At 74.3% G+C, this 18,486-nt stretch carries 22 protein-coding genes; 21 read left to right on the top strand and 1 reads right to left on the bottom strand.

Going from position 1 to position 18,486, the window contains the following annotated elements; genetic code table 11:
- The first annotated feature begins 207 nt into the window (after nucleotides 1-207).
- The 9 genes from hisD to J5Y05_RS28840 all read left to right on the top strand — a co-directional run bounded on the left by hisD (nucleotide 208) and on the right by J5Y05_RS28840 (nucleotide 7,371).
- On the top strand, nucleotides 208-1,533 hold the full coding sequence (gene hisD / locus J5Y05_RS28880; RefSeq protein WP_210876233.1) for a histidinol dehydrogenase: 1,326 nt from the start codon (nucleotides 208-210) through the stop codon (nucleotides 1,531-1,533).
- Nucleotides 1,530-2,654, top strand: a complete 1,125-nt coding sequence (locus J5Y05_RS28875; protein WP_210876232.1) for a histidinol-phosphate transaminase — start codon at nucleotides 1,530-1,532, stop codon at nucleotides 2,652-2,654. Before hisD ends, J5Y05_RS28875 begins: the two co-directional genes overlap by 4 nt.
- On the top strand, nucleotides 2,651-3,253 hold the full coding sequence (gene hisB / locus J5Y05_RS28870) for an imidazoleglycerol-phosphate dehydratase HisB (protein WP_210876231.1): 603 nt from the start codon (nucleotides 2,651-2,653) through the stop codon (nucleotides 3,251-3,253). The genes J5Y05_RS28875 and hisB overlap by 4 nt, the downstream gene beginning before the upstream one ends.
- A gap of 4 nt (nucleotides 3,254-3,257) precedes the next feature.
- Nucleotides 3,258-3,422, top strand: a complete 165-nt coding sequence (locus J5Y05_RS28865) for a CG2302 family histidine operon protein (RefSeq protein ID WP_210876230.1) — start codon at nucleotides 3,258-3,260, stop codon at nucleotides 3,420-3,422.
- Nucleotides 3,419-4,099 (top strand): imidazole glycerol phosphate synthase subunit HisH, encoded by a 681-nt coding sequence (hisH, locus tag J5Y05_RS28860; protein ID WP_210876229.1) that lies wholly within the window; start codon nucleotides 3,419-3,421, stop codon nucleotides 4,097-4,099. Before J5Y05_RS28865 ends, hisH begins: the two co-directional genes overlap by 4 nt.
- A gap of 2 nt (nucleotides 4,100-4,101) precedes the next feature.
- Nucleotides 4,102-4,827 carry a bifunctional 1-(5-phosphoribosyl)-5-((5-phosphoribosylamino)methylideneamino)imidazole-4-carboxamide isomerase/phosphoribosylanthranilate isomerase PriA gene (gene priA / locus J5Y05_RS28855; protein WP_210876228.1) on the top strand — a complete coding sequence of 242 codons (726 nt, stop codon included), beginning with the start codon at nucleotides 4,102-4,104 and terminating at the stop codon, nucleotides 4,825-4,827.
- Complete coding sequence (locus J5Y05_RS28850; protein ID WP_210876227.1) at nucleotides 4,824-5,228, top strand: Rid family hydrolase; 405 nt, start codon at nucleotides 4,824-4,826, stop codon at nucleotides 5,226-5,228. Before priA ends, J5Y05_RS28850 begins: the two co-directional genes overlap by 4 nt.
- Complete coding sequence (hisF, locus tag J5Y05_RS28845) at nucleotides 5,225-5,980, top strand: imidazole glycerol phosphate synthase subunit HisF (protein ID WP_210876226.1); 756 nt, start codon at nucleotides 5,225-5,227, stop codon at nucleotides 5,978-5,980. Before J5Y05_RS28850 ends, hisF begins: the two co-directional genes overlap by 4 nt.
- A 113-nt stretch (nucleotides 5,981-6,093) precedes the next feature.
- Nucleotides 6,094-7,371 carry an MFS transporter gene (locus J5Y05_RS28840; protein ID WP_210876225.1) on the top strand — a complete coding sequence of 426 codons (1,278 nt, stop codon included), beginning with the start codon at nucleotides 6,094-6,096 and terminating at the stop codon, nucleotides 7,369-7,371.
- 10 nt (nucleotides 7,372-7,381) lie between these two features.
- On the opposite strand, the gene J5Y05_RS28835 is transcribed toward J5Y05_RS28840, so the two are convergent.
- The gene (locus tag J5Y05_RS28835) at nucleotides 7,382-8,017 is read right to left on the bottom strand and encodes a TIGR03085 family metal-binding protein (RefSeq protein ID WP_210876224.1); all 636 of its coding nucleotides are present in this window, start codon (nucleotides 8,015-8,017) and stop codon (nucleotides 7,382-7,384) included.
- Between the two features lie 81 nt (nucleotides 8,018-8,098).
- On the opposite strand from J5Y05_RS28835, the gene hisI reads away from it, so the two are divergent.
- The 12 genes from hisI to J5Y05_RS28775 all read left to right on the top strand — a co-directional run bounded on the left by hisI (nucleotide 8,099) and on the right by J5Y05_RS28775 (nucleotide 18,453).
- Nucleotides 8,099-8,512, top strand: a complete 414-nt coding sequence (gene hisI, locus J5Y05_RS28830) for a phosphoribosyl-AMP cyclohydrolase (protein ID WP_210876223.1) — start codon at nucleotides 8,099-8,101, stop codon at nucleotides 8,510-8,512.
- Between the two features lie 11 nt (nucleotides 8,513-8,523).
- Nucleotides 8,524-10,014, top strand: a complete 1,491-nt coding sequence (locus J5Y05_RS28825) for an anthranilate synthase component I (protein ID WP_210876222.1) — start codon at nucleotides 8,524-8,526, stop codon at nucleotides 10,012-10,014.
- A 62-nt stretch (nucleotides 10,015-10,076) separates the two neighbouring features.
- Nucleotides 10,077-10,718, top strand: coding sequence for a TIGR02234 family membrane protein (locus J5Y05_RS28820; RefSeq protein ID WP_210876221.1), 642 nt, complete (start codon nucleotides 10,077-10,079; stop codon nucleotides 10,716-10,718).
- A 250-nt stretch (nucleotides 10,719-10,968) separates the two neighbouring features.
- A complete protein-coding gene (locus J5Y05_RS28815; protein WP_210876220.1) occupies nucleotides 10,969-11,211 on the top strand; it encodes an HGxxPAAW family protein in 243 nt (80 codons plus the stop codon).
- A 352-nt stretch (nucleotides 11,212-11,563) separates the two neighbouring features.
- On the top strand, nucleotides 11,564-11,926 hold the full coding sequence (locus tag J5Y05_RS32710) for a DUF2752 domain-containing protein (RefSeq protein ID WP_210876271.1): 363 nt from the start codon (nucleotides 11,564-11,566) through the stop codon (nucleotides 11,924-11,926).
- 118 nt (nucleotides 11,927-12,044) lie between these two features.
- The gene (trpC, locus tag J5Y05_RS28805; RefSeq protein ID WP_210876219.1) at nucleotides 12,045-12,854 is read left to right on the top strand and encodes an indole-3-glycerol phosphate synthase TrpC; all 810 of its coding nucleotides are present in this window, start codon (nucleotides 12,045-12,047) and stop codon (nucleotides 12,852-12,854) included.
- A 21-nt stretch (nucleotides 12,855-12,875) separates the two neighbouring features.
- A complete protein-coding gene (gene trpM, locus J5Y05_RS28800) occupies nucleotides 12,876-13,049 on the top strand; it encodes a tryptophan biosynthesis modulator TrpM (protein WP_210876218.1) in 174 nt (57 codons plus the stop codon).
- A 275-nt stretch (nucleotides 13,050-13,324) separates the two neighbouring features.
- Nucleotides 13,325-14,611 (top strand): tryptophan synthase subunit beta, encoded by a 1,287-nt coding sequence (gene trpB, locus J5Y05_RS28795; protein WP_210876217.1) that lies wholly within the window; start codon nucleotides 13,325-13,327, stop codon nucleotides 14,609-14,611.
- Nucleotides 14,608-15,423, top strand: a complete 816-nt coding sequence (gene trpA / locus J5Y05_RS28790) for a tryptophan synthase subunit alpha (protein WP_210876216.1) — start codon at nucleotides 14,608-14,610, stop codon at nucleotides 15,421-15,423. Before trpB ends, trpA begins: the two co-directional genes overlap by 4 nt.
- A gap of 85 nt (nucleotides 15,424-15,508) precedes the next feature.
- Nucleotides 15,509-16,282: a DsbA family protein gene (locus J5Y05_RS28785; protein ID WP_210876215.1), complete on the top strand. Its 774-nt coding sequence runs from the start codon at nucleotides 15,509-15,511 to the stop codon at nucleotides 16,280-16,282.
- Between the two features lie 111 nt (nucleotides 16,283-16,393).
- A complete protein-coding gene (lgt, locus tag J5Y05_RS28780; protein ID WP_210876214.1) occupies nucleotides 16,394-17,440 on the top strand; it encodes a prolipoprotein diacylglyceryl transferase in 1,047 nt (348 codons plus the stop codon).
- Between the two features lie 281 nt (nucleotides 17,441-17,721).
- Complete coding sequence (locus J5Y05_RS28775; RefSeq protein ID WP_210876213.1) at nucleotides 17,722-18,453, top strand: VIT1/CCC1 transporter family protein; 732 nt, start codon at nucleotides 17,722-17,724, stop codon at nucleotides 18,451-18,453.
- The last annotated feature ends 33 nt before the right edge of the window (nucleotides 18,454-18,486 follow it).

Here is an 18,486-nt window from a genome sequence, read left to right as displayed (position 1 = left end):
CGTGTCACTCCCTCCTCGGCCACTGGCGAGTCGGTGCCTCCGTTTCCCGGTTCATGCCCGCTGCGTGACGGGTCGAACACTCAACGTGAGGACGGACTTTCGTGACGCACGCGCACGGCGCGACGGAACGCGACCGGCCGTGGCGTTCCGTATCAGCAACTGATACGCGGGAACGGCCCGCGACGCGGGTCTGAGAGAATTGGTTCCGTGATCTCCCGAATCGATCTGCGCGGCGACGCCCTGCCCCAGGGACCCGCCCTGCGCGACCTGCTGCCCCGAGCCGACTTCGACGTCGAGGCCGCCCTGGAGAAGGTGCGCCCGATCTGCGAGGCCGTGCATCATCGGGGCGACGCGGCGCTGATCGACTTCGCCGAGCGGTTCGACGGCGTCACGCTCGACCGGGTCCGGGTCCCCGCCGAGGCCCTCGCCGGCGCCCTCGACGGCCTCGACCCGGCCGTCCGCGCGGCCCTGGAGGAGTCGATCCGCCGCGCCCGGCTCGTCCACCGTGCCCAGCGCCGCGAGACCCACACCACCCAGGTGGTGCCCGGCGGCACCGTCACCGAGAAGTGGGTGCCCGTCCAGCGGGTCGGCCTCTACGCCCCCGGCGGCCGGTCCGTCTACCCGTCCTCCGTGGTGATGAACGCCGTACCCGCCCAGGAGGCCGGCGTCGAGTCGATCGCGCTCGCCTCGCCGCCCCAGGCGGAGTTCGGCGGCCTGCCCCACCCGACGATCCTCGCCGCCTGCGCCCTGCTCGGCGTCGACGAGGTGTACGCGGCCGGCGGCGCCACCGCCGTCGCCATGTTCGCGTACGGCACCGAGTCCTGCCCGCCCGCCAACATGGTCACCGGCCCCGGCAACATCTGGGTCGCCGCCGCCAAGCGCTTCTTCACCGGCCGTATCGGCATCGACGCCGAGGCGGGCCCGACCGAGATCGCGATCCTCGCCGACGACACCGCCGACCCGGTGCACCTCGCCTCCGACCTGATCAGCCAGGCCGAGCACGACCCGCTCGCGGCGGCCGTCCTGGTCACCGACTCCCCCCGGCTCGCCGACGCGGTCGAGAAGGAGCTGGTCGGGCAGGTCGAGGCCACCAAGCACGTCGAGGACCGCATCCGCCCGGCGCTGGCCGGCCGCCAGTCCGCGATCGTCCTGGTCGACGGGGTGGAGGAGGGGCTGCGCGTGGTCGACGCCTACGGCGCCGAGCACCTGGAGGTCCAGACCGCCGACGCCGCCGCGGTCGCCGCCCGGGTCCGCAACGCCGGCGCGATCTTCGTCGGCCCCTGGTCCCCGGTCTCCCTGGGCGACTACGCGGCCGGCTCCAACCACGTCCTGCCCACCGGAGGGTGCGCCTGCCACTCCTCCGGGCTCTCCGTCCAGTCCTTCCTGCGCGGCATCCACGTCGTCGACTACACGAAGGACGCGCTCGCCGAGGTCGCCCACCACGTGGTCACCCTGGCGGAGGCGGAGGACCTGCCCGCCCACGGCGCGGCGGTCAAGGCACGGTTCGAGTGGAAGGTACCCGACGGCACGTGACCGGCACCACACCCCCGACCCCCTGGGACACCCTCCCCGTCCGCGCGGAGCTGCGGGGCAAGTCCCCCTACGGAGCGCCCCAACTGGACGTGCCCGTACGGCTGAACACCAACGAGAACCCCTACCCGCTCCCCGAGGAGCTGGTCGAGCGGATCACCGAGCGGGTCCGCGAGGCCGCCCGCGGCCTCAACCGCTACCCCGACCGGGACGCGGTCGAGCTGCGCACCCGGCTCGCCGCCTACCTCACCGAGACCACCGGCCACCGGGTCGGCCCCACCGAGGTCTGGGCGGCCAACGGCTCCAACGAGGTCATCCAGCAGCTCCTCCAGACCTTCGGCGGCCCCGGCCGCACCGCGATCGGCTTCGAGCCCTCGTACTCCATGCACGCGCTGATCGCGCGCGGCACCGGCACGGGGTGGATCTCCGGCCCGCGCCACGAGGACTTCACCATCGACGTGCCCGCCGCAGAGCGCGCGATCGCCGAGCACCGCCCGGACGTCGTCTTCGTCACCACCCCCAACAACCCCACCGGCAACTCCGTCCCGGCCGAGACCGTCCTCGCCCTGTACGAGGCCGCGCAGGCCGCGAAGCCGTCCATGGTCGTCGTCGACGAGGCGTACGTGGAGTTCAGCCACGGCGGTTCGCTGCTGCCGCTGCTGGAGGGACGGCCGCACCTGGTCGTCTCCCGCACCATGTCGAAGGCGTTCGGCGCGGCGGGCCTGCGGCTCGGCTACCTCGCCGCGCACCCCGCGGTCGTCGACGCCGTCCAGCTCGTACGGTTGCCGTACCACCTGTCGGCCGTGACCCAGGCGACCGCGCTGGCCGCCCTGGAGCACACCGGCACCCTGCTGCGGTACGTCGAGCGGCTCAAGACCGAACGGGACCGGCTCGTCACCGAACTGCGCGCCATCGGCTACGAGGTGACGGAGTCCGACGCGAACTTCGTCCAGTTCGGCAGGTTCGACGACGCGCGGGCCGTCTGGCGGAAGATCCTCGACCGGGGCGTCCTGGTCCGGGACAACGGCGTACCGGGGTGGCTGCGGGTGACCGCCGGCACCCCGCAGGAGAACGACGCGTTCCTCGACGCGGTCCGTGAACTGAAGAAGGAGCAGAGCGCATGACTCGCGAGGGTCGCACCGGAAGAATCGAACGCACCACCAAGGAGACCTCGGTCCTGGTCGAGATCGACCTCGACGGCACCGGCCGTACGGAGATCTCCACCGGCGTGGGCTTCTACGACCACATGCTGGACCAGATCGGCCGCCACGGGCTCTTCGACCTGACCGTCAAGACCGAGGGCGACCTGCACATCGACTCCCACCACACCATCGAGGACACCGCCCTCGCGCTGGGCGGCGCCTTCCGGCAGGCCCTCGGCGACAAGTCGGGCATCTACCGCTTCGGCAACTGCACCGTGCCGCTGGACGAGTCGCTCGCCCAGGTCACCGTCGACCTCTCCGGCCGCCCCTACCTCGTGCACACCGAGCCCGAGAAGATGGCGCCGATGATCGGCGAGTACGACACCACGATGACCCGGCACATCCTGGAGTCCTTCGTCGCCCAGGCCCAGATCGCGCTGCACGTGCACGTGCCCTACGGGCGCAACGCGCACCACATCGTGGAGTGCCAGTTCAAGGCGCTGGCGCGGGCCCTGCGCTACGCGTGCGAGCGGGACCCGCGCGCGGAGGGCATCATCCCGTCCACGAAGGGCGCCCTGTAACGCCATGAACGGTTCGTCCACCGCCCTGATCGTCGTGGGCCTCTTCTTCCTCGGCGGGGTCATCTCCTTCGCCCGGCAGAAGATGCCCAAGGGGCTCATCGTGCTGCTGTCCATCGGCGCGGGGATGTGCCTGGTCGCCGGCGCGCTGCGGCTGGAGGTGTGGAATTGAGCACCGCCGCGACGCCCGCGCCCCGCGCGGGCACCGCGAAGGCGGCGAAGAAGGTGGTCGTCTTCGACTACGGCTTCGGCAACGTCCGCTCCGCCGAGCGCGCCCTCGCCCGCGCGGGTGCCGACGTCGAGATCACCCGTGACTTCGACGCGGCCATGAACGCCGACGGACTCCTCGTCCCCGGCGTCGGCGCCTTCGCCGCCTGCATGCGCGGGCTGAAGGAGGCCCGCGGCGACTGGGTCGTCGACCGCCGGCTCGCCGGCGGACGCCCGGTCCTCGGCATCTGCGTCGGCATGCAGGTCCTCTTCGCCCGCGGCATCGAGCACGGCGAGGAGACGGAGGGCCTGGACGAGTGGCCCGGCACGGTCGGACCGCTGCGCGCCGACGTCGTGCCCCACATGGGCTGGAACACGGTCGAGGCACCCGCCGGCTCCCGGCTCTTCGCCGGGGTGGACCCCGGTGCCCGCTTCTACTTCGTGCACTCCTACGCCGTCCACGACTGGACCCTCCGGACGCACAACCCCGCCTTCGCCGCCCCCGAGGTCGCCTGGACCACCCACGGCGAGCCGTTCGTCGCCGCCGTGGAGAACGGCGCCCTGTGGGCCACCCAGTTCCACCCCGAGAAGTCCGGCGACGCCGGAGCCCAGCTCCTCACCAACTGGATCGAGACCCTGTAGAGATGAGCACGCTCGAACTCCTCCCCGCCGTCGACGTCCGCGACGGCCAGGCCGTCCGCCTCGTGCACGGCGAGTCCGGCACCGAGACCTCGTACGGCTCCCCGCTGGACGCGGCCCTGGCCTGGCAGCGCTCCGGCGCCGAGTGGCTGCACCTCGTCGACCTGGACGCCGCCTTCGGCACCGGCGACAACCGCGAGCTGATCGCCGAGGTCGCGCGGGCGATGGACATCAAGGTCGAGCTGTCCGGCGGCATCCGCGACGACGACACCCTCGCCGCCGCCCTCGCCACCGGCTGCACCCGCGTCAACCTCGGCACCGCCGCCCTGGAGACCCCGGAGTGGGTCGCCCGGATCATCGCCGAGCACGGCGACAAGATCGCCGTCGGCCTCGACGTGCGCGGCACCACCCTGCGCGGACGCGGCTGGACCCGCGACGGCGGCGACCTCTACGAGACGCTGGAGCGCCTCGACAAGGAGGGCTGCGCCCGCTACGTCGTCACCGACATCGCCAAGGACGGCACCCTCCAGGGCCCCAACCTGGAGCTGCTGAAGAACGTCTGCGCGGCCACCGACCGCCCCGTCGTCGCCTCCGGCGGCGTCTCCTCCCTCGACGACCTGCGCGCCATCGCCGCGCTCGTCCCCCTGGGTGTCGAGGGCGCCATCGTCGGGAAGGCCCTGTACGCGAAGGCGTTCACCCTGGAAGAGGCCCTGGAGGCTGTGTCCCGATGACGTCCGAGGCCGTACGGCGCGTGCAGGGCCAGAGCCCCTGGGAGGAGTCCTTCGGTTTCGCGCGCGCCGTCGCGGCGGGCGACCGCGTCCTGGTGGCCGGCACCACGGCCTTCCGGGGCGACGTGCTCTACGGCGAGGGCGACCCGTACGAGCAGACCAAGGTGGCCTTCGCCACCGCCGTCGAGGCGATCGGCGAGTTCGGGCTCGGCATCGAGGCCGTGATCCGGACCCGCCTGTACCTGGCACACGCCCGCGACGTCGGCGAGGTGGGCCGCGCCCACAAGGAGTTGTTCGACTCCGTGCGCCCGGCCGCGACCCTGCTGGTCGTGGAGGGCTTCGTCGACTCCCGGGTCCTGGTGTCGGTAGAAGTCGAAGCATTCAGAGGAGCCGTGAACCCATGACCCTGGCGGTCCGAGTCATCCCCTGCCTGGACGTCGACAACGGCCGGGTCGTCAAGGGGGTCAACTTCCAGAACCTGCGCGACGCGGGCGACCCGGTCGAGATGGCGAAGGTCTACGACGCCGAGGGCGCCGACGAGCTGACCTTCCTGGACATCACCGCCTCGTCCGGCGACCGCGAGACCACCTACGACGTGGTGCGCCGCACCGCCGAGCAGGTCTTCATCCCGCTCACCGTCGGCGGCGGCGTGCGCACCGCCGACGACGTCGACCGGCTGCTGCGCTCCGGCGCGGACAAGGTCGGCGTCAACACGGCCGCCATCGGCCGCCCCGACCTGATCCGCGAGATCGCCGAGCGCTTCGGCCGGCAGGTCCTCGTCCTCTCGGTCGACGCCCGGCGCACCGAGGCGGGCACCTTCGAGGTGACCACCCACGGAGGCCGCCGCGGCACCGGCATCGACGCGGTCGAGTGGGCGCACCGCGCCGCCGAACTGGGCGCCGGCGAGATCCTGCTCAACTCGATGGACGCCGACGGCACCAAGGACGGCTACGACCTGGAGATGATCGCGGCCGTACGCGAGCACGTCTCCGTCCCGGTCATCGCCTCCGGCGGCGCCGGCAGGCTCGCCGACTTCGCGCCGGCGGTCGCCGCGGGCGCGGACGCGGTCCTCGCCGCCTCCGTCTTCCACTTCGGCGACCTGCGCATCGGCCAGGTCAAGGAGGCCCTGCGCGAGGCGGGCCACCCGGTCCGCTAGGACCTGCCCCGCCCGCACCACGGGCCCCGGCCGCGGAACCGGCCGGGGCCCGCTCCGGCCGCGTACGGGTGCGCCGTACGCGCCCCCACCCCGTGTCTGAGAGGACCGCGTCCGTGCCGGACACGCTGACCGCCCCGGCGGCCCCCGCCGCCCGGCCCGCCCACCGCGACGCCAACGTGCTGCGCTGGGTCGCCGCCTACACCGCCTCCATGCTGGGCGACACCGTCTTCTTCCTCGCCCTCGCCTGGGCCGCCGTGCGCCACGGCAGCCCGGCCCAGGCCGGACTGGTCATGGCGGTGAGCGCGGTGCCCCGGGCACTGCTCATGCTCGGCGGCGGGGTGATCGTCGACCGGCTGGGACCGCGCCGGGTCGTCATCGGCAGCGACGCCGTGCGCTGCGTGGCCGTCCTCACCGTCGCCGCGCTGCTCTGGGCCACCGACCCGGGGCTGTGGCTGCTCGCCCTGCTCGCGGTCGTCTTCGGCACGGTGGACGCGCTCTTCCTGCCCGCCGTCGGCGCGCTGCCGCCCCGTATCACCGGCAGGGACCAACTCGCCCGCGTCCAGGGCATGCGCGGCCTCGCCGTCCGCTTCGCCTCCGTCGTCGGCGCCCCGCTCGGCGGCCTCGCCGTGGCGACCGGCGGCGCGGCGGCGGCCTTCGCCTGCGCCGGGCTGCTGATCGCGCTCTCCGTCCCGCTGCTGGTCTCCGTACGGACGCGCCCCCTGCCGCCCCCGGAGACCGGTGCCGACGCCGGGTCCGCCGGGGTGGCGGCCCCCGAGGGCGGCTCCGCGTGGCGGGAGCTGCGGGCCGGACTGGTCTACGTCCGCCGGCACCGCATCCTCGGCCCGCTCATGCTGGCCATCGCCCTCGGCGACCTCGGCTTCGCCGGCCCGCTCAGCGTCGGGCTCGCCCTCCTCGCCGACGAACGCGGCTGGGGCGCCTTCGGCATGGGCTGGGTGCTGGGCGGCTTCGGGGCCGGGGCGGGCGCCGCCGCCCTGCTGCTGACCGTCCGGGGGCGCGTGCCCCGCGCCGGGTACGCCGTCGCGGGTGCGATCATCCCCGGCGCCGTCGCCATCGGGGCGCTGGCCCACGCTCCCGGCCTGCCCCTCGCCGTCGGCACCGCGCTCCTGGTCGGCCTGCTCGCCGGGCTCAGCGGCGCGCTCTGCGGGGCCCTGCTCCAGACCCAGTCGGACCCGGCCTACCTGGGACGCGTCACCGCGGTCGGCGGCATCGTCAGCCTGGGCGTCGCCCCGCTGGGCATGCCGGTCTCCGCCGCCGCCATCGGCCTGTGGGGCACCGGCCCGGTCTTCGCCGTCAGCGCCGCGGTCTGCGGGCTCGGCGGCGTCGTCGTCCTGTGCGCCCCGGCCCTGCGCCGGGCCGAACTGCCGGGGTAGGGCCCGCCCGTCAGATGCCGAGTTGTCTCGTCTCCCGCAGCCGGGCGATCGCCTCCTCGTCGCCCGCCAGCTCCACCGTCGCCGCGCTCTGCCGCCCGGAGGAGAAGAGCAGCAGCTCGGACGGCTCGCCGGTCGCCGTCACCACCGGCGTGCCGCGATGGGCGACGGCCGTCTGGCCGTTCGGGCGGCGCAGCACCAGCCCCGTCGGGATGCCACGGCCCATCAGCCGCGCCACCTTCTCCAGCCGCGACCACAGCGCGTCCTGGAAGACCGGGTCCAGCTCGCGCGGCGACCACTGCGGCTGCGCCCGGCGCACGTCCTCGGCGTGGACGTAGAACTCCACGGTGTTCGCCGCCTCGTCGACCTGCTTGAGCGAGAACGGCGAGAACCGCGGCGGACCGCTGCGGATCAGCCGGATCAGCTCCGCGTACGGCCGCGCCCGGTACTCCTCGCTCACCCGGTCCAGCCGGGCGGCCAGCGGCTTGACCAGGGCACCGCCCGCCGCGTCGGGCCGCCGCTCGCGCACCACCACGTGCACGGCGAGATCCAGCGTCCGCCAGCCCTCGCACAGCGTCGGGGCGTCCGGACCCGCCGTCTCCAACAGGTCGGCCAGCAGAAGGCGTTCACGCTTGGCGAAAGTCGACATGGGCCCAGACTACGACCGCCGCCCGGGTCCGCCCAGTGGACGGTGCCGGGCCACGCGCCCCGGGCGCGGCACAATGGCCCCATGACCAGCAGCTCCCCCCGGCGGCCCAGCCCGCTCGACCCGGAGATCGCCGCGCGCCTGAGGCGCAGCCCCGACGGCCTCCTGCCCGCCATCGCCCAGCAGTACGACACCGGCGAGGTGCTCATGCTCGGCTGGATGGACGACGAGGCCCTGCACCGCACGCTGACCACGGGCCGCTGCACCTACTGGTCGCGCAGCCGCGCGGAGTACTGGGTCAAGGGCGACACCTCCGGGCACGTCCAGTGGGTGAAGTCCGTCGCCCTGGACTGCGACGCGGACACCGTCCTGGTCCGGGTCGACCAGGTCGGCGCCGCCTGCCACACCGGCGCCCGCACCTGCTTCGACGCCGACGTGCTCCTCGACGCCCGGACGGCCGGCGGCGCGCACGCCGGTCCCGCCGCGGCGGATCAGTAGGGTCGGCCGTCATGGACCTCGACACCTTCCGCAAGCTCGCCGGCGACCGCCGGGTCGTCCCGGTCACCCGCAAGCTCCTCGCCGACGGCGACACGCCGGTCGCGCTCTACCGCAAGCTCGCCGCCGAACGCCCCGGCACCTTCCTTCTGGAGTCCGCGGAGAACGGTGACACCTGGTCCCGGTACTCCTTCGTCGGCGTCCGCAGCGCCGCCACCCTCACCGAACGGGACGGACAGGCCCATTGGCAGGGCACCCCGCCCGTCGGCATTCCCGTCGGCGGCGATCCGCTCGCCGCGCTGCGGGCGACCGTCGAGGCCCTGCACACCCCGCGCGACCTCGCCCACGACCTCGGCCTGCCGCCCTTCACCGGCGGCATGGTCGGCTACCTCGGCTACGACATCGTGCGCCGCCTGGAGAAGGTCGGCCCCGGGGGGCGGGACGACCTGCGCCTGCCCGAGCTGACCATGCTGCTCACCAGCGACCTCGCCGTCATGGACCACTGGGAGGGCTCGGTCCTGCTGATCGCCAACGCGATCAACCACAACGACCTGTCCACCGGCGTCGACGAGGCGTACGCCGACGCCGTGGCCCGCCTGGACGCCATGGAGGCCGACCTCACCCGCGCCGTCGCCCAGCCCCCGGCCGCGCTGCCGCCCTCCGAACTGCCCGAGTACACCGCCCGCTGGGGCGGCAGCGACTTCCAGGCGGCCGTCGAGGACATCAAGGAGCGCATCCGCGCCGGAGAGGCGTTCCAGGTCGTCCCCTCCCAGCGGTTCGAGACCCCGTGCACGGCGAGCGCCCTCGACGTCTACCGGGTGCTGCGCGCCACCAACCCGTCCCCGTACATGTACCTGTTCCGCTTCGACGGCTTCGACGTCGTCGGCTCCTCGCCCGAGGCCCTGGTCAAGGTCGAGGACGGACGGGCCATGGTCCACCCCATCGCCGGCACCCGGCACCGCGGCGCCACCCCGCAGGAGGACCAGGCCCTCGCCGACGAACTCCTCGCCGACCCCAAGGAGCGCGCCGAGCACCTCATGCTCGTCGACCTGGGCCGCAACGACCTGGGGCGGGTCTGCGAGCCCGGCTCGGTCGAGGTCGTCGACTTCATGTCCATCGAGCGGTACTCGCACGTCATGCACATCGTCTCCACGGTCACCGGACGGGTGGCCGAGGGACGGACCGCCTTCGACGTCCTCACCGCCTGCTTCCCGGCCGGCACCCTCTCCGGCGCCCCCAAGCCGCGTGCCCTGCAGATCATCGACGAACTCGAACCGGCCCGGCGCGGCCTGTACGGCGGCTGCGTCGGCTACCTCGACTTCGCCGGCGACTCCGACACGGCCATCGCCATCCGCACCGCGCTGCTGCGCGACGGCACCGCCTACGTCCAGGCGGGCGCCGGCGTCGTCGCCGACTCCGACCCGGTCGCCGAGGACACCGAGTGCCGCAACAAGGCCGCGGCGGTGCTCCGGGCGGTGCACATGGCCAACCGGCTCGGTCGATAGGGCGTTTCTCACGCCCTTCCCACGGAACCCCGGGTGCCGCCGCACCCGGGGTCCGGGTGATAGTGGAGTACGTGACTGCCGTACCCCCTTCCCCCGCCCCCGCCGCCGCCCCCGCCCGCAGCGGGCGCCGGAGCCTCGCCGCCGCCCTGCTGAGCGGCGCGCTCGGCGCGGCCGTCGCCCTGCTCGCCACCCGGCAGAAGTGGTCGGAGGGCACCGCCACCGTGGCCGGCGGCGCCTTCCCCCTGACCGCCAGCGGCAGCGACGTCACGGGCGTCCCGGCCGCCCTCGCCGTCGTGGGCCTCGCCGCGCTCGTCGCCGTCTTCGCCGTGCGCCGCGCCGGCCGCCTCGCCGTCGCCACGCTGCTCGCGCTCTCCGGCGCCGGCACCATCGCCGCGGCCCTGCTCGGCGCCTCCGACGCCTCCGCGCTCGACGAGAAGGCCGCGCGGGCCGCCGGCGACACCTCCGCCACCGTCGACGCCCTCACCCACACCGCCTGGCCCTACGCCGCCGCCGTCGGCGGCGTCCTGCTGCTCCTCGCCGGGCTGCTCGCGCTGCGCTACGGCCGGCTGTGGCCCGCCATGTCCGGCCGCTACGAGCGCGGCGGCACCGCCCGGCCCCGGCGCACCGCCCCCCGCGTCGACCCGGACCGCCCCGAGGACCTGTGGAAGGCGCTCGACCGGGGCGAGGACCCGACCGGCGCCTGAACCCCGTACGCCCCACGCCCGCACACGCCGCCTCGCGCCGGGCCCGCGCCACCGCCCGTGCGCCGGGCCGGGGGCCCCGGGGTGGGCCACCCGCGTGCCCGGGGCTCGCGTACGGCCCGCCCGTGCCCGGAGAGCCCGTGCCGGGCCGGGGCGCGCGGAGGAGCACCCCCGCTCACGGCGCGCGCGCCGGTGCGGGACAATGGGCACGAGCATCCTGCTCAGACAGGCACACAGCAACGAGGAGCAAGCAATGGCGGGCAGCAGCCACGGTCACACCCCGGCCGCCTGGACCGGTGTCATCATCGCCTTCATCGGGTTCTGCGTCGCGGGCATGTTCATGGTGATGGCCGAGCCGGTGGGCTTCTGGGTCAGCATGGGCATCGTGCTCCTCGGCGCCGTCGTGGGCGGCATCATGCGGATGATGGGTCTCGGCCAGCAGAAGCACGAGCACCCGGCGAACCGCCCCGCCGAGCCGGCCGGCGCCAAGAGCTGACCCCCACGCGCGGGCGACCCCGCGGGACCCGAAGGGGCGGACCGGCCGTCACGGTGCCGGGACCGCCCCTCACGTGTCCGCCCCGCCCGCCCTGACCCCCGCGGACGGGCGCCCCTCGGATGCGCCCGGGGAGCGTGCCGGGCAGAATGCGGGCGTGGACGCCGAGAGCCGCACGCCGGCGCAGCACCCGACCGCCGCCCCGCCGCACCCCGGGGCCCCGCCGCACCCCGGGGCCGAGGCCCCGCCGCGCCCCGCCCTCCCGCCGGACCACCCCGGCCACCGGGGCCACCCGGGCCACGCCCCGCGCCGGGGCCCGCGCGGCGCCGTCTCCCGGGCGGCCGTACCGGCCGGGGTGCTCGCCGCCGTCGTCGGCGCCTTCGCCTACGTGGGCGCCGTCGACCCCAACGAACCCGGCCACTACCCCGTCTGCCCCCTGCTCCGGGTGACCGGGATCTACTGCCCCGGCTGCGGCGGCCTGCGCAGCGCCCACGCCGTCGTCCACGGCGACCTCGTGACCGCCCTGCACGCCAACGCGCTCGCCGTCCTCGCCTACGCCGGCTTCGCCGTGCTGTGGACCGTCTGGGTGATCCGCGCGGTGCGCGGACGCCCGTTCCGGATCGCGCTCGGTCCGGCGCACCTGTGGACCCTGGGCACGTTGCTGCTGGTCTTCGGTGTTGTCCGGAACCTGCCCTTCGGTGGCCGGCTGCTGCCTTGATCATTTGGGGAACGTCCAGGTAGTGGGACCGGCGACGACCGGATGCCGGTCCCGTGCCCGGCTGCGGATACCATCACAGTGACCCAAGGTTTCCGCCGTCTGAAAGGGGGCCGCTCGCGTGAGTGTGCTCGACGAGATCATCGACGGAGTCCGTGCCGACCTCGCGGAGCGGCAGGCGCGCGTCAGCCTCGACGAGCTCAAGGAGCGCGCGGCCGAGGCACGCCCCGCCCTGGACGGGGTGAGCGCCCTGCGCGGCGACGCGGTCAAGGTCATCTGCGAGGTCAAGCGCTCCAGCCCGTCCAAGGGCGCGCTGGCCGCCATCGCCGACCCGGCCGGACTCGCCGCCGACTACGAGGCGGGCGGCGCCTCCGTCATCTCCGTCCTCACCGAGGAGCGCCGCTTCGGCGGCTCGCTGGCCGACCTGGACGCCGTCCGGGCCCGCGTGGACGTCCCGGTCCTGCGCAAGGACTTCGTGGTCACCTCGTACCAGCTCTGGGAGGCCCGCGCGCACGGCGCCGACCTGGTGCTGCTCATCGTCGCCGCCCTCGACCAGCCGGCCCTGGAGTCGCTGGTCGAGCGTGCCGAGTCCATCGGCCTCACCCCGCTCGTCGAGGTCCACGACGAGGAGGAGGTCGAGCGCGCGGTCGCCGTCGGCGCCAAGGTGATCGGCGTCAACGCGCGCAACCTGAAGACGCTGACGGTCGACCGCGGCACCTTCGAGCGGGTCGCCCCCGAGATCCCCGCGGGCATCGTCAAGGTCGCCGAGTCCGGCGTCCGCGGCCCGCACGACCTCATCGCCTACGCCAACGAGGGCGCCGACGCCGTCCTGGTCGGCGAGTCCCTCGTCACCGGGCGCGACCCGAAGACCGCCGTCTCCGACCTGGTGGCCGCGGGCGAGCACCCCGCGCTGCGGCACGGCCGGAGCTGACCGGCGATGGGCCCGGCCCCGATGGCGCTCCCGATCACCCTGGCGGCCAGGGACGCGTACGCGCACCTGGCCCGGGGCTGCCGCCCGCGCGGCTGCCGGGCCCCCGCGCGCCGCGTCCACGGCCGCCGGGTGCGCTATCACATCGGAGCCGAGCCCGGCCAGGTCAACGGGCGGCGATGGCAGCGCCCCTCGTGAGGTCTTCCGTCCCGATCAGGCCCGAGCCCGCCGAGGCACCCCGCCGCGGCTGAGCCGGTCCGGTGGCTCCCGCCGTGCGGCGCGGGGCCGGCGCCGACGCGCCGGTACCCCGGTGTCCCGCGGCGCACCAGGCCGCCGGACCGGGAGTGCGGCATGATCCGACGGACCGGCTCCCGGGGCGCGGGGAACCGCGCGACGGCCGGCCCCGGCCCGCCGCTGCCCACCCCACGCCCCACGGCGATCAGCGCACACCACCCACACCGTGAGGTTTCCGCATGCCCAGCGAGTTCTTCATTCCCGACCCCGAGGGCCAGGTGCCCAGCGCCGAGGGGTACTTCGGCGCGTTCGGCGGCAAGTTCATCCCGGAGGCGCTCGTCGCCGCCGTGGACGAGGTCGCCGTCGCCTACGACAAGGCCAAGGCCGACCCCGAGTTCGCCCGCGAACTCGACGACCTGCTGGCCCACTACACCGGCCGCCCCAGCGCCCTGACCGAGGTGCCCCGGTTCGCCGGGCACGCCGGCGGCGCCCGGATCTTCCTCAAGCGCGAGGACCTCAACCACACCGGCTCGCACAAGATCAACAACGTGCTCGGCCAGGCCCTGCTGACCAAGCGCATGGGCAAGACCCGGGTCATCGCCGAGACCGGCGCCGGCCAGCACGGCGTCGCCACCGCCACCGCCTGCGCCCTCTTCGGCCTCGACTGCACCATCTACATGGGCGAGGTCGACACCCGGCGCCAGGCGCTGAACGTGGCCCGGATGCGGATGCTCGGCGCCGAGGTCGTCTCCGTGAAGTCCGGCAGCCGCACCCTCAAGGACGCCATCAACGAGGCGTTCCGCGACTGGGTCGCCAACGTCGACCGCACCCACTACCTCTTCGGCACCGTCGCCGGTCCCCACCCCTTCCCCGGCATGGTCCGCGACTTCCACCGCGTCATCGGCGTCGAGGCCCGGCGCCAGCTCCTGGAGCGCGCCGGACGCCTGCCCGACGCCGCGATCGCCTGCGTCGGCGGCGGCTCCAACGCCATCGGCCTCTTCCACGCCTTCCTCCCGGACGCCTCGGTGCGCCTGATCGGCTGCGAGCCGGCCGGGCACGGCCTGGACAGCGGCGAGCACGCGGCCACCCTGACCGCGGGCGAGCCCGGCATCCTGCACGGCTCGCGCTCCTACGTGCTCCAGGACGAGGAGGGCCAGATCACCGAGCCCTACTCGATCTCGGCCGGCCTGGACTACCCCGGCATCGGCCCCGAGCACTCCTACCTCAAGGACACCGGCCGCGGCGAGTACCGCGCGGTCACCGACGACGCGGCGATGCAGGCCCTGCGCCTGCTCTCGCGCACCGAGGGCATCATCCCGGCCATCGAGAGCGCCCACGCCCTGGCCGGCGCCCTGGAGGTCGGCCGCGAGCTGGGCCCGGACGGGCTGATCGTGGTCAACCTCTCCGGCCGCGGCGACAAGGACATGGACACCGCCGCCCGCTACTTCGGGCTGTACGACACCGACGCCCAGGTCGCCGCCGACGAGGCCGGCGGGGCCGCCGAGATCGAGGGGGACGCCAAGTGAGCGGCAACGTGCGACTGCTGGAGGAGACCCTCGCCGGGGCCCGCGCCGAGGGCCGTTCCGCCCTGGTCGCCTACCTCCCGGCCGGGTTCCCGACCGTGGACGGCGGCATCGAGGCGATGAAGGCCGTGCTGGAGGGCGGCGCCGACGTCGTCGAGGTCGGCCTCCCGCACAGCGACCCGGTCCTGGACGGGCCGGTCATCCAGACCGCCGACGACATCGCCCTGCGCGGCGGCGTGCGGATCGCCGACGTGCTGCGCACGGTCCGCGAGGTCCACCGGGCCACCGGCAAGCCGATCCTCGTCATGACGTACTGGAACCCCGTCGACCGCTACGGCGTCGAGCGCTTCGCCGCCGAGCTGGCCGAGGCCGGCGGCGCCGGGTGCATCCTGCCCGACCTGCCGGTGCAGGAGTCGGGGCCGTGGAGGGAGCACGCCGGCAAGCACGGGCTCGCCACGGTCTTCGTGGTCGCGCCCAGCAGCCGGGACGCGCGGCTCGCCGAGATCACCGCGGTGGGCAGCGGCTTCGTCTACGCGGCCTCCCTCATGGGCGTCACCGGTACCCGCGAATCGGTCGGCTCCGAGGCCGAGGACCTGGTCCGGCGCACCCGCGCCACCACCGACCTGCCGGTCTGCGTCGGCCTCGGCGTCTCCAACGCCGAGCAGGCCGCGGAGGTCGCCCGCTTCGCCGACGGGGTCATCGTCGGCTCGGCGTTCGTCAAGCGGATGCTCGACGCCCCCGACGCCGCCACCGGCGTGGAGGACGTGCGCGCGCTCGCCGGCGAACTGGCGAAGGGCGTCCGCGCACGGGGCTGACGGTCACCTGTCGTACGGGTCCCTCTTACGGGTGGACCTGGGGCCGGGGAGGCGCTGTGCGCCTCCCCGGTTCGTTCTGCGGGGTGTGAGCGAGAAGAACCAAGACGGAAAGCGCACCGCCCGCCAGCGGCTGGCGGCCGAGCGCGAGAAGCAGAAGTCCCGGGACAAACGCCGCCGCGGCCTGATCGTCGGCGCGACCGTCGTCGGCGTCCTCGGCCTCGCCGCCGTGGTCGGCGTGGTCGCCGCGAACGTGGGCCGGGACGACGGGAGCGAGTCGGCCGGCCCGGTGGTGGCGCCCTCGGGGGCGCTGGGCAAGGACAGCCTCGCCCTCCCGGCCGGGCCCGAGAGCGCCCCGTCGACGCTCACCGTCTGGGAGGACTTCCGCTGCCCGGCCTGCCAGGGCTTCGAGCAGGCGTACCGCTCCACGATCCACGAGCTGACCGGTGCCGGGAAGCTCAAGGTCGAGTACCACCTGGCGACGATCATCGACGGCAACATGGGCGGCACCGGCTCCCGCAAGGCGGCCAACGCGGCGGCCTGCGCCCAGGACGCCGGCAAGTTCCCGCAGTACCACGACGTGCTCTACGAGAACCAGCCGCCGGAGACGGACGACGCCTTCGCCGACACCGGCACGCTGATCAAGCTCGCGGGCACGGTCGACGGGCTCGACACGCCCGGGTTCCGGAGCTGCGTCAAGGACGGCACGCACAACGGCTGGGTGGAGAAGTCCAACAGGGCCTTCCAGAACGGAGGCTTCAGCGGCACCCCCACCGTCCTGCTGAACGGCGAGAACATCTACCAGGACCGCTCCATGACCCCGGCCAAGCTGAAGCAGATGGTGCTGGACGCCGACCGGTAGGAGGACCGGGCGGACCCGCCGCCGCCCGGACGCGGGACCCCCGCCCGTTACGGACCCGTAGCCGGGCTGCCCGGCACGGGTCCCGCCCGACACGGTAGCGTCGACCCTGCCATGGAACTTGCCTTCATTCCCAGCCCGTCGCGCGGGGTGCTCCACCTCGGTCCCGTCCCGCTGCGCGGCTACGCCTTCTGCATCATCATCGGCGTCTTCGTCGCCGTCTGGCTCGGCAACAAGCGCTGGGTCGCCCGTGGCGGGCGGGCCGGCACGGTCGCCGACATCGCGATCTGGGCCGTTCCCTTCGGCCTGGTCGGCGGACGGCTCTACCACGTGATCACGGACTACCAGCTCTACTTCGGTGAGGGCCGTGACTGGGTGGACGCCTTCAAGGTGTGGGAGGGCGGCCTCGGCATCTGGGGCGCGATCGCGCTCGGGGCGCTGGGCGCCTGGATCGGCGCCCGGCGCCGCGGCATCCCCATGCCCGCCTACGCCGACGCCGTCGCCCCGGGCATCGCCCTCGCGCAGGCCATCGGCCGCTGGGGCAACTGGTTCAACCAGGAGCTGTACGGACGGGCCACCGACCTGCCCTGGGCGCTGGAGATCACCTCCGGCGCCGACGGACGGACGCCGGGCACCTACCACCCGACGTTCCTGTACGAGTCGCTGTGGTGCGTGGGCGTCGCCCTGCTGGTCATCTGGGCGGACCGCCGCTTCACGCTGGGCCACGGCCGGGCCTTCGCGCTGTACGTCGCCGCGTACTGCGCGGGCCGCTTCTGGATCGAGTACATGCGCGTCGACGACGCCCACCACCTCCTGGGCCTGCGGCTGAACAACTGGACCGCGCTCCTGGTGTTCCTGCTCGCCGTGGTCTACATGGTGGTCTCCGCGCGGACCCGTCCCGGCCGGGAGGCCGTGGTCGAGCCCGGCGCGGAGGCGCTCGGCGAGGGGTCCGGGGACGGCACCGGCGAGACCGGTGAGACCAGCGAGACGGGTGCGGCGGGGGAGACGGCCGAGGCAGCCGGGGCCGCCGAGGACGATTCCTCCGACGGGAAGACCGTGAAGACGGCCAAGACGGCGAAGACCGCGAAGACCGCCAAGACCGCGGAGGCCGCGAACCGCGCCCCCGAGGCGAACGGGGCCGGCCCGGCGCAGAAGGGCTGACGCCCCGGCCCGCCGGCCACACCACACCACGCCCGAGGGCGCCCGGAAAGACTCCGGGCGCCCTCGGGCGTTGTCGTATCCCTACACCGTCCGGGCGCCGCGCGGAGATCACCCACCCCGTCCGAGGGTCCCCCGCGCGATCTGTGACACCGTGCACATGGCTGTGCGGAAACGGTGAAACCGCAGGTTAGCCCAGCCTTTCCTTGCTGGCACGTTGATCCGGAGCGGCGTACATTGGTTGGTGTAAAAATATAGAACGTGTCTAACTTGGGGGAGTGGAGATGGCTATCATCGACAACGAGGCGGCACTGCACGAGGCCCACCGCGACAACCACACCCACCGGGACGTCAACGGCGGCTGGCTGCGCCCCGCCGTCTTCGGCGCGATGGACGGCCTGGTGTCCAACCTCGCGCTGATGACCGGTGTCGCGGGCGGTGCCCTGGACCGGCAGGTCGTCATCCTGACCGGACTGGCGGGGCTGGCCGCCGGTGCCTTCTCGATGGCCGCCGGGGAGTACACCTCCGTCGCCTCCCAGCGCGAGCTGGTCGAGGCCGAGCTGGCCGTCGAGCGCCGTGAGCTGCGCAAGTACCCGAAGGACGAGGAGGCGGAGCTGGCCGCGCTCTACGTCTCGCGCGGCGTCGAACCCGCGCTGGCGAGCGAGGTCGCCCGGCAGATGTCCCGCGACCCGGAGCAGGCCCTGGAGATCCACGCCCGCGAGGAACTGGGCGTCGACCCCGGCGACCTGCCGTCCCCGACGGTCGCGGCCGTCTCCTCGTTCGGCTCCTTCGCGGTGGGCGCCCTGCTCCCCGTCCTGCCCTACCTGCTGGGCGCCGCCTCGCTGTGGCCCGCCGTGCTGACCGCGCTGGCCGGGCTCTTCCTGTGCGGCGCGGTGGTGGCCAAGGTGACCGCCCGCACCTGGTGGTACAGCGGACTGCGCCAGCTCCTGCTGGGCGGCGCCGCGGCCGGCGTGACGTACGCGCTGGGCAGCCTGTTCGGGACCGCCGTCGGCTGACCGGAGGCCCCTTGCGGAGCGGGCGCCGGCCGG

Source organism: Streptomyces tagetis (genome assembly GCF_018069565.1).
In the GTDB taxonomy this organism is placed as follows: domain Bacteria; phylum Actinomycetota; class Actinomycetes; order Streptomycetales; family Streptomycetaceae; genus Streptomyces; species Streptomyces tagetis.
Note: the sequence above shows the minus strand (reverse complement) of the source record. Positions and strands in the feature narration are given on the sequence as shown.

Bases quoted from the DNA above. Each gene is read 5' to 3' on its own strand.
- hisI (WP_210876223.1), top strand. From the start codon at position 8,099: ATGACCAGCAGCTCCCCCCGGCGGCCCAGCCCGCTCGACCCGGAGATC.
- priA (WP_210876228.1), top strand. From the start codon at position 4,102: ATGAGCACGCTCGAACTCCTCCCCGCCGTCGACGTCCGCGACGGCCAG.
- J5Y05_RS28825 (WP_210876222.1), top strand. From the start codon at position 8,524: ATGGACCTCGACACCTTCCGCAAGCTCGCCGGCGACCGCCGGGTCGTC.
- lgt (WP_210876214.1), top strand. From the start codon at position 16,394: ATGGAACTTGCCTTCATTCCCAGCCCGTCGCGCGGGGTGCTCCACCTC.
- trpB (WP_210876217.1), top strand. From the start codon at position 13,325: ATGCCCAGCGAGTTCTTCATTCCCGACCCCGAGGGCCAGGTGCCCAGC.
- hisB (WP_210876231.1), top strand. From the start codon at position 2,651: ATGACTCGCGAGGGTCGCACCGGAAGAATCGAACGCACCACCAAGGAG.
- hisF (WP_210876226.1), top strand. From the start codon at position 5,225: ATGACCCTGGCGGTCCGAGTCATCCCCTGCCTGGACGTCGACAACGGC.
- J5Y05_RS28815 (WP_210876220.1), top strand. From the start codon at position 10,969: ATGGCGGGCAGCAGCCACGGTCACACCCCGGCCGCCTGGACCGGTGTC.
- trpM (WP_210876218.1), top strand. From the start codon at position 12,876: ATGGCGCTCCCGATCACCCTGGCGGCCAGGGACGCGTACGCGCACCTG.
- J5Y05_RS28850 (WP_210876227.1), top strand. From the start codon at position 4,824: ATGACGTCCGAGGCCGTACGGCGCGTGCAGGGCCAGAGCCCCTGGGAG.
- J5Y05_RS28775 (WP_210876213.1), top strand. From the start codon at position 17,722: ATGGCTATCATCGACAACGAGGCGGCACTGCACGAGGCCCACCGCGAC.
- J5Y05_RS28865 (WP_210876230.1), top strand. From the start codon at position 3,258: ATGAACGGTTCGTCCACCGCCCTGATCGTCGTGGGCCTCTTCTTCCTC.
- J5Y05_RS28835 (WP_210876224.1), bottom strand. From the start codon at position 8,017: ATGTCGACTTTCGCCAAGCGTGAACGCCTTCTGCTGGCCGACCTGTTG.